Raw genomic sequence first — 13,856 nt, forward strand, 5'->3', positions numbered from 1 at the left:
CGCCTCCCCCGCCCCCGCCGCCTGCGGCTGCGGCCTACGAGGCCAAGCAGTTCATCGTCTACTTCCCGTTTGATCAGTACGTGATCACGCCGGACGCCCAGGCGGTGATCAACGACGCGGCCAACTACGCCAAGGGCGGCAACGCCACTCGCGTGGTTGTGGTCGGCCACACCGACACCTCCGGTTCGCCGGCCTACAACGTCCGCCTGTCGGAACGTCGGGCCAAGGCCGTGGCCGACGCCCTGGTCGGCGCCGGTGTCGCCCAGACGACCCTCTCGGTCGACTGGAAGGGCGAGACCATGCCCGCGGTCGCCACCGGCGACGGCGTCAAGGAACCGCTGAACCGCCGCTCGACGATCGACATCAACTTCTAGGTCGATCGCCACGGACTGAATTGAGGGGCCCGGCGGAAACGCCGGGCCCTTTTTCTTGGAGGCCAAGCTCCGCGCTGTATCCCTCCCTCAATGGGGAGGGACAGGCCGCGGAGCGGCTAGGGTGGGGGAGTCACGATCATCCCCAACGCCGCGTGCCGGCCCACACCTCCCCACCCTGGCGGGGTCGCCGCCTGTCCCTCCCCATTGAGGGAGGGAAAGTACCCCGACCCACTTGCTTTCGCCGCACAGCCCTCCCATTCACCGGCCGAACCCGAGGCGCGCGCATGGCTTTCGAGCATCTGGACCGGTCAAAGTTTGCCGACGAACGCACCGCGCTGGCCGCCGCCCTGGCGACCCGGCCGCTGAGCCTGCAGGATCGCGAGGCGGTGCAGGCGGAGGCCGAGGCGCTGGTCCGGGCGGCACGCAAGAGCGCCACCCGCCAGGGCGTGGTCGAGAGCTTCCTGGCAGAGTTCAGCCTGTCCACCCGCGAGGGGCTGGCGCTGATGTGCCTGGCCGAAGCCTTGCTCCGCACCCCCGACGAGGAAACCCGCGACCGGCTGATCGCCGAGAAGATCGCCTCGGCCGACTGGGCCAGCCACGCCGGCCAGTCGGACTCCATGCTGGTCAACGCCTCGACCTGGAGCCTGATGCTCACCGGCAAGCTGATCGATCCCGACGATGAGGCCCGGGCCAACCTGCCGGGCTTCATCAAGCGGCTGGCCGGGCGGCTGGGCGAACCGGTGATCCGCCGCGCGGTGGGCGCCGCGGTGCGCATCATGGGCGAGCAGTTCGTCCTGGGCGCCACCATCGCCAAGGCGATCCGGCGGGCGGCCGCCGACGACTTCACCTGTTCCTTCGACATGCTGGGCGAGGGCGCGCGCACCGACGCCGACGCCGACCGCTACGAGGCGGCCTACGCCGGGGCGATCGGGACGGTGGCGAAACAGGCCAAGGGGCAAGGCCCCGAGCGCGGCCACGGGATCTCGGTGAAGCTCTCGGCGCTGTCGCCGCGCTACGAGGCGCGCCAGGCCGAGCGGGTGTTCGCCGACCTCTATCCGCGCATCGTCCGGCTGGCGACGATGGCCGCCCAGGCCGACATCAACCTGACCCTCGACGCCGAGGAGGCCGACCGGCTGGCGATCTCGCTGGACCTGCTGGACCGGCTGGCGCGCGAGCCGGCGCTGGGCGCCTGGCACGGCCTGGGGTTGGCGGTGCAGGCCTACCAGAAGCGCGGACCCGAGGCGATCGCCGCCGTCGCCGGCATCGCGCGGTCCAGCGGCCGGCGGCTGATGGTGCGGCTGGTCAAGGGGGCCTACTGGGATTCGGAGATCAAGCGCGCCCAGGTGGCCGGCCTGCCGGGCTATCCGGTCTATACCACCAAGGCGGCGACGGACGTCTCCTACCTGGTCTGCGCGCGGGCCCTGCTGGGCGCCGCGCCGCACCTCTATGGGCAATTCGCCACCCACAATGCCCATACGCTGGCGGCGGTGCGCATTATGGCGAGCCAGATGGGACTTTCGCCCGAATTCCAGCGCCTGCACGGGATGGGCGAGGCGCTGTATGGGGCGGCCCAGGACCGCTACGGCGACTTCCCGCTCCGGGTCTACGCTCCGGTGGGCAGCCATGAGGACCTGCTGCCCTATCTGGTCCGGCGGCTGCTGGAGAACGGCGCCAACACCTCCTTCGTCCACGCCCTGCTGGACGAGAAGACCCCGGTGTCGAAGGTCGTGGTCGACCCCATCGGCGCCGTCGAGGCGGCCGGCGCCGGACCGCATGCCCGCATCCCCCTGCCGCGCGACCTCTATGGTCCGAGCCGCAGGAATTCGCAGGGCGTGGACCTGTCGATCGCCGAGACGCGGGACGGCCTGGCCACCGCGATCGCCGCGCTGGACGGGGAGGCGCTGGAGGCCGGACCCATCGTCGGCGGCAAATTGCTGAAGGACGGGGCCGGTCAGGCCGTGGTTTCCCCATCGGACCTCGGCCGGACGATCGGCCGAAGCTGGTCCGCGACCCCGGCCCACGTCGACGCCGCCTTCGCCGCCGCCAAGGCCGCCCAGCCGGCCTGGGACCGGCGCGGCGGCGAGGGCCGGGCCAGGCTGCTGCGCGCCATGGGCGACGCCCTGGAGGCCGACCGCGACCGGCTGATCGCCATCTGCGTGCGCGAGGCCGGCAAGACCCTGGCCGACGCCGTCGCCGAGGTGCGCGAGGCCGCCGACTTCTGCCGCTACTACGCCCACCTGGCCGAACGCCAGTTCGCCCAGCCGGAGACCCTGCGCGGACCGGTCGGCGAGACCAATCAGCTCAGCCTGCACGGCCGCGGCGTCTTCGTCTGCATCAGCCCCTGGAACTTCCCGCTGGCAATCTTCACCGGCCAGGTCGCCGCCGCCCTGGCCGCCGGCAACGCGGTCCTGGCCAAGCCCGCCGAACAGACCCCCATCGTCGCCACCGAGGCGGTGAAGCTGTTCCACGCCGCCGGCATCCCCTCCGAGGTGTTGCACCTCCTGCCGGGCGACGGCGCGACGGTCGGCCAGGCCCTGGTCGCCCATGCCGGCTGCGACGGCGTGGCCTTCACCGGCGGCACCGAGACGGCCTGGGCGATCAACCGGACGCTAGCCGCGCGCCAGGGCCCCATCGTGCCGTTCATCGCCGAGACCGGGGGCCTGAACGCCATGTTCGTGGACACCACGGCTTTGCGCGAACAGGTGATCGACGACGTCCTGCAATCGGGCTTCGGCTCGGCCGGCCAGCGGTGCTCGGCGCTGCGCATCCTGTTCGTGCCGCACGATACCGCCGAGCTGCTGATCGAGGGCCTGAAGGGCGCCATGCGCACCCTGGTCGTCGGCGACCCGGCCGACCCGCGCACCGACATCGGCCCGGTGATTGACGAGGACGCCCGCGCCGCCCTGGAGGCCCACGCCCGGCGCCTGACGGCCGAGGCCAGGATCCTGGAGCGCCTCGACGTTCCGGCCGGCGGCCATTTCTTCGCGCCCACCCTGGCGGAGATTCCCGGCGCCGCCTTCCTGGAGCGCGAGGTGTTCGGCCCGATCCTGCACGTGGTCCGCTACGACCCCACGAAGCTGGCCCAGGCCGCCGCGCCCCTGGTCAAGGCCCGCTACGGCCTGACCCTGGGCGTCCACAGCCGCATCGAGGCCTTCGCCGCGGAGGTGCAGCGCACCGTCCCGGCCGGCAACGCCTACGTCAACCGCTCGATGGTCGGCGCGGTGGTAGGCGTCCAGCCGTTCGGCGGCGAGGGCCTCTCGGGCACCGGACCCAAGGCCGGCGGCCCGAACGCCCTGCTGCGCTACGCCGTCGAGCGTGCGCTCAGCGTCAACATCGCCGCCCAGGGCGGTGACCCCGCCCTTCTGAACCTGGACGCCTGAGGTAATAAGTAGGGACACACACCATCAAGGGCGGGCAATGAGCCGCCCGGGGCCGAGGTCGCTTGCGCTGATCCCCTGCGCCAGCAAACCGGCCTGCAACGCCCCCGTGGTCGCCAGCGCGGCGCAGGCCTCGGCCAGGGCCGGCGCGGTCTGGATGCCGTAGCCGCCCTGGCCGGCCAGCCAGATGAACGCCGGCTCGCGCGGGTCGGCGCCGACGATGGGAATGCGGTCCGGCGCGAAGGTGCGCAGGCCGGCCCAGCGGTGGGCGACGCGGCGGACCTGTTCGGTCGTCGCCTGTTCGAAGGCCTCCACGGCGTAGGCGACGTCGAGCTCCTCGGGCTGGGCGTCGCAGGGCTCGCTGGGGGTCTCGTCGGCGGGGGAGAGCAACAGGCCGCCGGCGTCGGGCTTGAAGTAGAAGGTCTCGTCCACGTCGATGACGAAGGGCCAGTCGTCGAGGCCGTCTCGCGGCACGGGTTGCACGCGTAGCGCCGTGCGGCGCATCGGCGTCAGGCCCAGGTCGCCCAGGCCCGCGAGCCGGCCCACCGGGCCTGCCCAGGCCCCGGCGGCGTTGACCACCACGGCGCCCTCGAAGACGCCGGCCGAGGTCGTGACCCGCCAACCCGCGGGCGTGCGGTCCAGCCCGGTCACGCGCGCGCCGGTGACCAGTTCCGCGCCCCGCGCCTTGCCCAGCCGCAGGAACCCTTGCAGCACCGCATCCACGTCGATGTCGGCGGTGCTCGCGTTGAGCGCGCCGCGCCAGGCGATCTCCGGCCGCAGGATCGGGCAGAGGCCGCGGATCTCGTCGGCCCCGATCGGCCGCAGCGCCCCGCCGGCGCCCTCCAGCGACCGGGCGAGCGCGACGGCCTGGTCGGGCCGGGCGATCTCCAGCACGGCGCGCGGCCGCACCAGGGGGTGTTCGGCGAAGCCCGCCGGCGGGGTCCAGAAGAACCGCCGCGACGCGCGGGTGAGGGCGCAGACCGTGGGGTGGCCATAGGTGTCGATGTAGCTCGCCGCCGAGCGGCCGGTGGTGTGGTAGCCCGGTTGGTCCTCGGCCTCGATCACAACCGTCGGTCCGTGCTGCGCCAGGAACGCGGCGGCAGAGGCGCCGGCCATGCCCGCGCCGATGACGATGAAGCGGCTCTGCATGCGCTCCTCCTGCCGTGAGCCTGTCGGAATATCATGTTCACAGTGTCGTGAATCGGCGCATCTCCAGGATCTCTCGACCGAGGGGCGCGGGGTGCGCGTTAAGGTCTCATTAGCGAAAAACCTTGGGGACAGCCCCCTCGCCTCATTGACGAGTCAACCGGACAGGTGCCCCATATGTGGGTCGGTTCGGGGGTTGAACCACAAGATGTAGAGCGGAGAGCGGGTGCGCTTTCCAACGAGGGGCTTGGCAGGATCATGAGTGAAGCGGTGCAAGTTGGGATTGCCGAGGCTTCTGAACAGGTTGCCAAGCGGGAGCGACCGCAGCTGCAGCTGGTCCGCAAGGTCGAGGTCGACCGGTCGCGCGATGCCCTGCTGACCGACTTCGGCAAGACCACCCTGGAAGACCGCTATCTGCTGCCCGGCGAGAGCTATCAGGACATGTTCGCCCGGGTGGCGACGGCCTATGCCGACGACGCCGACCACGCCCAGCGCATTTACGATTACATCTCCCAGCTCTGGTTCATGCCCTCCACGCCGGTGCTGTCGAACGGCGGCGCGGGGCGCGGCCTGCCGATCTCCTGCTTCCTGAACGCCGTGCCCGACAGCCTGGAAGGCATCCAGAGCGTCTGGAACGAGAACGTGGCCCTGGCCTCCAACGGCGGGGGCATCGGCACCTACTGGGGCGGCGTGCGCTCCATCGGCGAGAAGGTGAAGGGCGCCGGCCAGACCAGCGGCATCATCCCCTTCATCCGGGTGATGGACTCGCTGACCCTGGCGATCAGCCAGGGGTCGCTGCGCCGCGGCTCGGCGGCGGTCTACCTCGATATCCACCATCCGGAGATCGAGGAGTTCCTGGAAATCCGGAAGCCCTCCGGCGACTTCAACCGCAAGTCGCTGAACCTGCACCACGGCATCTCGATCACCGACGAGTTCATGGAGGCCGTGCGCGACGGGCTGATGTTCGGCCTGCGCTCGCCCAAGACCAAGGACGTCGTCCGCGAGGTCGACGCCCGCTCGCTGTGGCAGAAGATCCTCGAGATCCGCCTGCAGACCGGCGAGCCCTACCTGATCTTCGCCGACACCGTGAACCGCTCCATGCCACAGCATCAGCGCGAACTGGGCCTGTCGGTCCGCCAGTCGAACCTGTGCTCCGAGATCGTGCTGCACACCGGCAAGGACCACCGGGGCGAGGAACGGACCGCGGTCTGCTGCCTGTCGTCGGTCAACGCCGAGACCTTCCTGGAGTGGCGCGACCACCCGACCTTCATCGAGGACGTCATGCGCTTCCTCGACAACGTGCTGCAGGACTTCATCGACCGCGCGCCGCCGGAGATGAAGAACGCCGTCTATGCCGCCCAGCGCGAGCGCTCGGTTGGCCTGGGGCTGATGGGCTTCCACTCGTTCCTGCAGAGCCAGAACGTGCCCTTCGAGAGCGCCATGGCCAAGTCCTGGAACATGCGCCTGTTCAAGACCCTGCGCCGCCAGTGCGACGCGGCTTCGCGCACCCTCGCCGCCGAGCGTGGCCCCTGCCCCGACGCCCAGGACCGCGGGATCATGGAGCGGTTCAGCCACAAGTTGGCGATCGCGCCCACAGCCTCGATCTCGATCATCTGCGGCGGCACCAGCGCCGGCATCGAGCCGATCCCGGCCAACATCTACAGCCACAAGACGCTGTCGGGCACCTTCGCGGTGAAGAACCCCTTCCTCGAGAAGGTCCTGGAGCGGACCGGCCAGAACACCCCGGCCATCTGGGACTCGATCCTGCAGAACGAGGGCTCGGTGCAGCACCTCGACTTCCTGGGCCAGGACGACAAGGACACCTTCAAGACCGCCTTCGAGATCGACCAGCGCTGGGTCGTGGAACTGGCCGCCGACCGCACACCGGACATCTGCCAGAGCCAGTCGATCAACATCTTCCTGCCCGGCGACGTCGATAAGTGGGACCTGCACATGCTGCACTGGATGGCGTGGGAGCGCGGCTGCAAGTCGCTCTACTACCTCCGCTCCAAGTCCGTGCAGCGGGCCAGCCACGCCGGCGAGGAGGCGATGGCGGCCGTCGTCCACGCCGAGGGCAAGACCGACTACGAGGAATGCCTCGCCTGCCAGTAGGCGGACGCACGGCAAAGGCCGCGACCAATCGCCGCCGGATTCGGCGGCGCCTCGAGCCGTTAAGCATGCCGCAATTCGCGTGAGGCACTTTTCGCCTTGCGGCCCTGGTCCAGCGTGGAACTATGGGCGCGGGGACCACGCGGCCGTTCGCGTGGATTGGGAGACGAGCATGCGTTGGGTGGCTTTCATGGCCATCGCGCTCAGTTGCGGAGGCGCTTGCGGCGCCGGCGCGCAATCGTTCTCGCCCACCTCGTCGGCCCGGCTGCTGAACGAAGCGGCGTTCGCGCCGCGCAACGCCGCCATCACCGTCGATCCAGGCGCGCGGTTCGTCGAGCACGAGGCCTACGCCGTCGGCCAGGGTCCCATCGTCTGGCAATCCGCCGAGGTGCTGTTGTCCGGCGACCACGAGGACGGCCCCGTCGACTCGCTGCGGGTCAACATCGGCGGCGTCCTGCGCACCCCGGGCGGCCTGCCGCTCAACCTGGAGCGCGGCGCGTTCAAGGCCGGCGACATCGACGTCACCCTGGTGCGCAGCTGGCCCAAGGCGATCAGCTTCGATTCGGAAACCTTCGCCTTCGACATCGCGCCGCACGCCGGCCTCGGCCTCTCCAGCCGCGGTGGCCAAGCCGAGGGCGGCGCGACGCTCACCGTCTCGCCGAAGTCGCGCCGCGCACAGGCCCTGGCGCAGCTGCGCGGCATGGGCGTGAGGGACGGCGCCAGCTACGGCGACGCCGGGCGCTGGTACCTGTTCGCCGCCGCCAGCGGCCAGGCGGTGGGCCTCAACATCATGCGCGACGACCGCGGCTGGGACCGCGCCGGCTGGAGCACGGACTCCACCGGCGCCCTGGTCGGCGACGCCCAGATCGGGATCGGCTGGCGCAAGGGCGACGTGCAGTCATCGTTTGGCGTGATCCACCGCGAGGTGAAGGGCCGCCACATGGTTTTCGGCCAGACGACGCAGAACGACACCGTCGCCGCGGTCACCTTCTCGATCCGGCCCGGGCGGTAAGACCGCCTCGGGCGCCGGTCTTCGCTTCGCGAAACCGGGATGACGCCTTAGATTCCATCGTATGAGTCTCCTCGGCCGAAGCTTTGCCGACGGCGACCGGCTGGAGGTGGCCGGCGTCGCGGTGCGCCTGAAGGTGAACCGCCGCGCCCGGCGCGTGTCGCTGCGATTGGACCGCACCCGCCGCGAGATCGTCGCCACCGCCCCGTCGCCGCGGCGCCTAGCCGAGGCCGCCGCCTTCGCCCGCGAGCGCGCGGCCTGGATCGCCGAGCGGCTGGCCGAACTGCCGGATGCGAGCCCCCTGGTCCCCGGCCAGCTGATCGAGGTGTTCGGCCGCCCGGTGCGGCTGGAGGCCGGCTCCGGCCGCGCCCGCTGGATCGAGCCGATCGACGGCTCCACCCCGCGCATCGCCGCCATGGGCGAGGGCGAGGGCTATGCGCGGGCGGTGATCCTGGTCCTGAAGAAGAAGGCGCTGGAGGTGTTCTGCGCCCGCACCGCCCACTACGCCCTGGCGCTGGGGGCGCCGATGCCCAAGGTCAGCGTCGCCGACGCCAAGTCGCGCTGGGGATCCTGCAAGCCCGGCCCGCGCGGGACGGCCGGCGTGATCCGCTATTCCTGGCGCCTGGCGCTGGCCCCCTTCGAGGTCGCCGACTACGTGGCCGCCCACGAATGCGCCCACCTTCTGGAGCTCAACCACGGCCCCAGGTTCTGGGCCCACGTCCGCACCCTGGTCGGCGACGAACGCGGCCACCGCGCCTGGTTGCGGGCGGAGGGCGCGAGGCTGCACGCGTTCGGGGGCTGACGTCCCTGCTCGTTAAGGGAGGGAAATCAATACGGCGGATCCCGTCGATCCCGGGGGGCTTCCGGCGCCGGCTGTTCCCGGTCCCCGTGCAGCAGCCCCGTCACGCCATCGACGATCTGGTCGATGGCGCTGGGGGGTTCGGGGACGTAGTCGCCGCCGGGGATGGGCTGGACCTTCAGGCGCGGCAGGGCGGCGGTCATGTACTGCTTCCAGACGCCGGCCGGGGCCGCGCCGCCAGTGACCTTGCGCATCGGCTTGTTGTCGTCCTTGCCGACCCAGACGGCGGTGACGAAGCCGCCGGTGTAGCCGATGAACCAGGCGTCGCGGTAGTCGCTGGTGGTGCCGGTCTTGCCGGCCAGGTCGTAGCCGGGGACGTTGGCCCGCCCGCCGGTGCCGCCGGCGATCACCCCGCGCATCATCGAGACCATGTAGCCCAGGGCCGGCTGGGCGATCACCGCCTGGCGCGGGCCGCGGTCGACGCCATGGTCATAGAGCACCCGGCCGGTGGCGGTGCGGATCCGCTCGATGCCGTAGCCCTTGGCGAAATAGCCGCCGTTGGAGAACGGCGCATAGGCCTGGGCCATCTCCAGCGGGCTGACCTCGACGGCGCCCAGGGCCATGGACGGGTCCAGCTGGATCGTCGAGGTGATCCCCAGCCGATGCGCCGTGGCGGCGACATTGGCGGTGCCGACCTCGCTGGCCAGCCGCGCGGCCACGGTATTGATCGACTGCGCCAGGGCGGTGCGCAGCGTGATCGGCCCGAGATAGGCGTTGGTATAGTTGTGCGGCTCCCAGTTGCCGATCTTCAGCGGCTCGTCGACCACGGGGGTGTCCGGGGTACGCCCGGCCTCCATGGCGGTCAGGTAGACGAAGGGCTTGAACGCCGAGCCGGCCTGGCGCCGGGCCTGGGTGGCTCGGTCGAACTGGCTCTGCAGGTAGTTCACCCCCCCGACGTAGGCGCGCACCCGGCCCTCGCCGTCGAGGGAGACCAGGGCGGCCTGCTCCACCCCCTGGCTCTTCGCGGCGAGCACCCCGTCCTGCACCGCCTGCTCGGCGCTGGCCTGCAGCGGCAGGTCTAGCGTGGTCTCCACCACAAGATCCTCGGTGGGCTCTCCGACCACGGCGCGGACCTGGTCATCGACCCAGTCGGTGAAGTACTGCGCCCGCTGATTGGCCAGCACGGGGTTCACGCGGACCTTGGTGCGCAGCGCCTCGTCGCGCTGGGCCGGGGTGATGAAGTGGGCGGAGGTCATCTCGTCCAGCACCATGGTGGCGCGGCGGGCGGCGCGGTCGGTGGAGGCCACCGGCGAATAGCGCGACGGCCCCTTCATGATCCCGGCCAGCAGGGCGCTCTCGCCCAGGCTGAGCTGCGACGCCGGCTTGCCGAAATAGCGCTGCGAGGCCGCCTCGATGCCATAGGCGCCGGCCCCGAAATAGACCCGGTTCAGATAGAGCTCGAGGATCTGCTTTTTCGAGAACTTGGCCTCCAGCCAGACCGCCAGGATCAGCTCCTGGGCCTTGCGCCGATAGTTCTGGTTGGGCGTCAGGAACAGGTTCCGCGCCAGCTGTTGGGTGATCGTCGAACCGCCGCGCAGGGGGCCGCCCTCGCCCTTGTGGCGCATGTTGTAGATCTGGCTGCGCGCGATGCCCCAGGGATTGAAGCCGAAGTGCCAGTAGTACCAGCGGTCCTCGATGGCGATGAACGCCTTGGGCACGTAGGGCGGCAGCTTGTCCAGGTCGACGGGCGGGGCGTACTGGCTGCCACGCACGGCCAGCAGGGCGCCGGAGCGGTCCAGGTACGAGACCGACGGCTGGCGCTTCACATCATAGAGCTGCGAGGTGTCCGGCAGGTCGACCGCGAACACCGCGAAGAAGGCCACCAGGAAGATCAGCCCCCAGACGCCCAGCACCAGGGTCCAGTAGATCAGGTTCTGGAGCGGCGTGCGTTTGGGGCGCGGTTGTCGCCCGCGGCCAGGCGGCTGGGCATTGGCCATGGATACGTCGTCCTACCGATCGATGAGCCCGCCCGGCCCCCGCCTTATCGCAGCCCATCAGAACGCCCAACATGATTGACGAGATATGAACAGGCGCGGCGGTGGGCTTCCTTCCGGGCGCGGCTTCGGCCAAGTTGCGCGCCGGGCCGGGGCTTGGGCCAAAACCGACAAAGGGAACGACGCGTATGTCGCGGATGAGGATTGCGCTGCTGGCCTTGCTGGCGTTGACGATGGCCGGCTGCGGACAGAAGGGCCCGGTGGGCGGCGCGCTGCCGGACGACATGTCGCTGGGCAATCCGGCCGCCAAGGTGACGGTGACGGAATATGCCTCGGTCGGCTGCCCGATCTGCGGGCGCTGGTACCAGGAGGTCTATCCGGCCTTCAAAGCCAAATACATCGACACCAACCGCATCCACTTCGTCTCCAAGGAAATGCTGGTGGGCGGCGGGGTCGAGGTGACGGTGGCCGCCTCCGGCTTCCTGCTGGCCCGCTGCGCCGGCAAGGACAAGTACTTCGCGGTCGTCGATGCACTCTACAAGAACCAGGAGCAGGCCTTCCAGGCGCCGCGCGAGACCCTGGTGAACATCGCCCGCACGGTTGGGATGAACGACGCCCAGTTCAACGCCTGCGTCAACGACGAGAAGGCCATCCAGGCGCTCAACGACCGGGTGGAGAAGCACAACAAGGAAGGCGTCGACTCCACGCCGACCTTCGTGATCAACGACAAGAAGCTGGACGCCGGCTACCACTCGCTGGACGAGCTGGACGCAGCGATCAAGGCGGCCGGCGGTTAGCGCGCCGCACCCTTCCTATCCTCATCCCACGGCCGCGCCCGCAGGGCGATCCGGGGGACAACGGGCGGCGCTCGTCGCCAACTCCGGCTGCGGCATCGCAGATCGGCTCTGCATTTGCGCATAGCCGCAGTGCACAATTTTCTATTGCGCCCTCGATCTTAACACCGTTATCTTAGCGATGCTTAGTTCGCAGTGCGCCAAGGGAGGGGATACCCGCGGCGGCCAAAACGCGGTGGACCGGGCCGGTACTCAAATCCTTGACGCCGATACTCCCCGAAACGCTGGAGGGCTCAATGAAGCTCCAAATCCTTGCGGCCTGCGCCGCCCTCGTCACCCTGTCCGCCGGTTCCGCCTTCGCGGGCGAGCCGATCACCGCCAAGCTCTCTGCCCCGGTCGCCGAGAAGGTGAAGTTCATCGCCGGCGGCGCGATCTTCAACTGCGAAGCCGACACCTGCGTGGCCAGCTCCCCGACCTCGTCGACCTTCGCCTCTGCGACCTGCAAGACCATCGCCGACAAGGTGGGCCCGGTCACCGCCTTCGGCGGCCGCAAAGGCCTCGAAGCCGACAAGCTCGCCCTCTGCAACGCCAAGGCCATCGCCAAGAACGGCGACGCCACCAAGCTGGCCAAGCAGTAGGCCCTACGCTCCCAGCAGCTCGATTTCCTTGAGCTTCTGTCGCACTGGCCCGCTGGCGCAAGCCGGCGGGCCTTTTTCTATCGCTCCTCCCTCGTCGCGAAGACGACGGGGCCGGTGGATCGGCGCGGAACGCGACGAGACGGAGGGGGCGCGAAGCTCCATCCGCGGAGCTTGAGGCCTCGCGCCCCCTCCGTCGGCTTCGCCGCCACCTCCCCCGCACTCTGCGGTACGGTGGAGGAGCGGGGAGCCCTCCCTCGGTTGCGGCGCACAACATCGCGTGCTAGTAGGCGCGCGGCTTTGGGCCGGGGGCGGTTTTTGGCCCCAGGACCGATGTGCTTTTTTCAAGCGCTTTCAAGCCTTTAGTCGCTGCGGACCGGTCCGTTTGCGGCGTGTGAAACGCGACCCGGGCGGATATTAAGTGGCGGAAGATTCCAACACGGCGAATGTGGGCGCCAGATACGCGCAAGCCCTGTTCGACCTCGCGACCGATCAGAAGCAGGTGGCGGCCGTCGAGGCGGACCTGAATTCCCTGAAAGCCGCCCTGGCGGACTCCAAGGACCTGCGCACCCTGCTGGCCTCGCCGACCTTCAGCGCCGACGACAAGGCCAAGGGCCTGGCCGGCATTGCCACCAAGGCGAAGTTCAACGCCACCACCAAGAAGTTCCTGGGGCTGCTGGCCGCCAACGGTCGCGCCATGGTCCTGCCCGCGGTCATCGCCGCCTTCGCCAGGCTCAGCGCCCACGCGCGCGGCGCCGTCTCCGCCGAGGTGACCACCGCCATCCCGCTCAGCGCCGCCCAGGCCAAGGGCGTGCAGGCGGCGCTGCGCCAATCGCTGGGCAAGGATCCTGAAATCACCACCCGCGTCGACCCCGCCATCCTCGGCGGGATCAAGGTCAAGGTCGGTTCCCGTCTGTTCGATGCTTCGCTGAAGTCGAAGCTCGACTCCCTGAAATTCGCCCTCAAGAGAGCGTAAGAGCCATGGATATCCGCGCCGCCGAAATCTCGGCCATCCTCAAGTCGCAGATCGCCAACTTCGGCGAGGAAGCCGACGTTTCCGACGTCGGCTCGGTGCTGTCCGTCGGCGACGGCATCGCCCGCGTGTTCGGCCTCGACAACGTCCAGGCCGGCGAAATGGTGGAGTTCCCCTCCGCCGGGGTGAAGGGCATGGCCCTGAACCTGGAACGCGACAACGTCGGCGTGGTGATCTTCGGCCAGGACCAGGCCATCTCCGAAGGCGACGAGGTCCGCCGCCTGGGCGAGATCGTCGACGTGCCGGTGGGCAGGGGCATGCTGGGCCGGGTCGTGAACCCGCTGGGCGAGCCGATCGACGGCAAGGGCCCGCTCAAGGACGTGGCCGAGCGCCGCCGGGTGGACGTGAAGGCGCCGGGCATCATCCCGCGCAAATCGGTGCACGAGCCCGTGCAGACCGGCCTGAAGGCCATCGACACCCTGATCCCGATCGGCCGTGGCCAGCGCGAACTGATCATCGGCGACCGCCAGACCGGCAAGACCGCCGTGGCGATCGACACCATCCTGAACCAGAAGTCGGTCAACGCCGGCGACGATGAGAGCGCCAAGCTCTATTGCATCTACGTCGCCATCGGCCAGAAGCGCTC

Annotated in this window: 10 protein-coding genes and 1 pseudogene; 9 read left to right on the plus strand and 2 right to left on the minus strand. The window is 69.9% G+C overall.

The window, feature by feature from the left end:
- Together Q0R13_RS05075 and putA are read left to right on the plus strand one after the other, a co-directional pair.
- Positions 1 to 374, plus strand: a 374-nt coding sequence (locus Q0R13_RS05075; RefSeq protein WP_293900427.1) for an OmpA family protein, incomplete at its 5' end; no start/stop codon positions are given.
- Positions 375 to 658: 284 nt separating this feature from the next.
- Positions 659 to 3,754, plus strand: a complete 3,096-nt coding sequence (gene putA, locus Q0R13_RS05080) for a bifunctional proline dehydrogenase/L-glutamate gamma-semialdehyde dehydrogenase PutA (protein ID WP_293900429.1) — start codon at positions 659 to 661, stop codon at positions 3,752 to 3,754.
- Positions 3,755 to 3,778: 24 nt separating this feature from the next.
- Here the strand turns inward: putA and Q0R13_RS05085 are convergent, their stop codons facing one another.
- Positions 3,779 to 4,900, minus strand: coding sequence for an FAD-binding oxidoreductase (locus Q0R13_RS05085; RefSeq protein ID WP_293900432.1), 1,122 nt, complete (start codon positions 4,898 to 4,900; stop codon positions 3,779 to 3,781).
- A gap of 255 nt (positions 4,901 to 5,155) precedes the next feature.
- Here Q0R13_RS05085 and Q0R13_RS05090 point away from each other — a divergent pair, with 255 nt between their 5' ends.
- From Q0R13_RS05090 to Q0R13_RS05100, 3 genes are all read left to right on the plus strand, one after another.
- Positions 5,156 to 7,009: a ribonucleoside-diphosphate reductase subunit alpha gene (locus Q0R13_RS05090; RefSeq protein WP_293900435.1), complete on the plus strand. Its 1,854-nt coding sequence runs from the start codon at positions 5,156 to 5,158 to the stop codon at positions 7,007 to 7,009.
- A 169-nt stretch (positions 7,010 to 7,178) separates the two neighbouring features.
- On the plus strand, positions 7,179 to 8,018 hold the full coding sequence (locus Q0R13_RS05095) for a lipid A-modifier LpxR family protein (RefSeq protein ID WP_293900438.1): 840 nt from the start codon (positions 7,179 to 7,181) through the stop codon (positions 8,016 to 8,018).
- Between the two features lie 61 nt (positions 8,019 to 8,079).
- Positions 8,080 to 8,817 (plus strand): SprT family zinc-dependent metalloprotease, encoded by a 738-nt coding sequence (locus Q0R13_RS05100; protein WP_293900441.1) that lies wholly within the window; start codon positions 8,080 to 8,082, stop codon positions 8,815 to 8,817.
- A 26-nt stretch (positions 8,818 to 8,843) separates the two neighbouring features.
- Here Q0R13_RS05100 and Q0R13_RS05105 read toward each other — a convergent pair whose 3' ends face one another.
- Positions 8,844 to 10,811 (minus strand): transglycosylase domain-containing protein, encoded by a 1,968-nt coding sequence (locus Q0R13_RS05105; protein ID WP_293900444.1) that lies wholly within the window; start codon positions 10,809 to 10,811, stop codon positions 8,844 to 8,846.
- A gap of 194 nt (positions 10,812 to 11,005) precedes the next feature.
- Between Q0R13_RS05105 and Q0R13_RS05110 the strand changes: the two genes are divergently transcribed.
- The 4 genes and pseudogenes from Q0R13_RS05110 to Q0R13_RS05125 all read left to right on the plus strand — a co-directional run.
- Positions 11,006 to 11,605: a DsbA family protein gene (locus Q0R13_RS05110; protein WP_366852415.1), complete on the plus strand. Its 600-nt coding sequence runs from the start codon at positions 11,006 to 11,008 to the stop codon at positions 11,603 to 11,605.
- Between the two features lie 293 nt (positions 11,606 to 11,898).
- Positions 11,899 to 12,240 carry a hypothetical protein gene (locus Q0R13_RS05115; protein WP_293900450.1) on the plus strand — a complete coding sequence of 114 codons (342 nt, stop codon included), beginning with the start codon at positions 11,899 to 11,901 and terminating at the stop codon, positions 12,238 to 12,240.
- A gap of 418 nt (positions 12,241 to 12,658) precedes the next feature.
- Positions 12,659 to 13,213 (plus strand): F0F1 ATP synthase subunit delta, encoded by a 555-nt coding sequence (locus Q0R13_RS05120; RefSeq protein WP_293900453.1) that lies wholly within the window; start codon positions 12,659 to 12,661, stop codon positions 13,211 to 13,213.
- Positions 13,214 to 13,218: 5 nt separating this feature from the next.
- Positions 13,219 to 13,856, plus strand: a pseudogene (locus Q0R13_RS05125) (F0F1 ATP synthase subunit alpha); the annotation flags it as partial.

Source organism: Phenylobacterium sp. (assembly GCF_025351295.1).
Lineage (GTDB): Bacteria > Pseudomonadota > Alphaproteobacteria > Caulobacterales > Caulobacteraceae > Phenylobacterium.

Excerpts from the sequence above, each read along its gene's own strand:
- putA (WP_293900429.1), top strand. The coding sequence starts at position 659 with ATGGCTTTCGAGCATCTGGACCGGTCAAAGTTTGCCGACGAACGCACC.
- Q0R13_RS05085 (WP_293900432.1), bottom strand. The coding sequence starts at position 4,900 with ATGCAGAGCCGCTTCATCGTCATCGGCGCGGGCATGGCCGGCGCCTCT.
- Q0R13_RS05090 (WP_293900435.1), top strand. The coding sequence starts at position 5,156 with ATGAGTGAAGCGGTGCAAGTTGGGATTGCCGAGGCTTCTGAACAGGTT.
- Q0R13_RS05095 (WP_293900438.1), top strand. The coding sequence starts at position 7,179 with ATGCGTTGGGTGGCTTTCATGGCCATCGCGCTCAGTTGCGGAGGCGCT.
- Q0R13_RS05100 (WP_293900441.1), top strand. The coding sequence starts at position 8,080 with ATGAGTCTCCTCGGCCGAAGCTTTGCCGACGGCGACCGGCTGGAGGTG.
- Q0R13_RS05105 (WP_293900444.1), bottom strand. The coding sequence starts at position 10,811 with ATGGCCAATGCCCAGCCGCCTGGCCGCGGGCGACAACCGCGCCCCAAA.
- Q0R13_RS05110 (WP_366852415.1), top strand. The coding sequence starts at position 11,006 with ATGAGGATTGCGCTGCTGGCCTTGCTGGCGTTGACGATGGCCGGCTGC.
- Q0R13_RS05115 (WP_293900450.1), top strand. The coding sequence starts at position 11,899 with ATGAAGCTCCAAATCCTTGCGGCCTGCGCCGCCCTCGTCACCCTGTCC.